At 46.1% G+C, this 631-nt stretch carries 2 tRNA genes and 1 rRNA gene; all 3 read right to left on the reverse strand.

Going from position 1 to position 631, the window contains the following annotated elements:
- Window positions 1-202: 202 nt before the first annotated feature.
- Window positions 203-278, reverse strand: a tRNA-Ala gene (locus MFLO_RS14335).
- A 29-nt stretch (window positions 279-307) separates the two neighbouring features.
- Window positions 308-381: transfer RNA gene (locus tag MFLO_RS14340), tRNA-Ile, on the reverse strand.
- A gap of 121 nt (window positions 382-502) precedes the next feature.
- Window positions 503-631 (reverse strand): 16S ribosomal RNA (locus MFLO_RS14345); the annotation flags it as partial.

Below are 631 nucleotides of genomic sequence, written 5' to 3' on the forward strand. Positions count from 1 at the left end.
TTACCCTTTAACCTTTAACCTTTTCTTTTTCATCTTTCTAACGGTAAAAGTAAAAGGTTCGATTTCGTTCACTTGCGATAGTGAGACGAACCGTGTATTGAAAGATTGCTCTCTCGATTGATTCTCGGTTACTGGTTCGAAATAAGTTCTCACTTATTTCGGCTTTACTAACTTTTCTTATCTAGTTTTCAAAGAACAATTTTGGTGGAGCCTAGCGGGATCGAACCGCTGACCTCCTGCGTGCAAAGCAGGCGCTCTCCCAGCTGAGCTAAGGCCCCTCATTAAAAAATGTGTCTACCGAGAAAAGTGGGCCTAAGTGGACTCGAACCACCGACCTCACGCTTATCAGGCGTGCGCTCTAACCAGCTGAGCTATAGGCCCCTCATTCTGAAGGCGCACCACTGTGTCCCTCGATCAAACACGTATATAACTATTTGAAGAGTTGACCTCTCAAAACTGAACAAAAGAAGGGAAAAAGATCCGTAGGTTTCCTATTCCTTAGAAAGGAGGTGATCCAGCCGCACCTTCCGATACGGCTACCTTGTTACGACTTCACCCCAATTATCTGTCCCACCTTCGGCGGCTGGCTCCATAAAGGTTACCCTACCGACTTCGGGTGTTACAAACTCTC

The sequence above is a fragment of the Listeria floridensis FSL S10-1187 genome (assembly GCF_000525875.1).
In the GTDB taxonomy this organism is placed as follows: Bacteria; Bacillota; Bacilli; order Lactobacillales; family Listeriaceae; genus Listeria; species Listeria floridensis.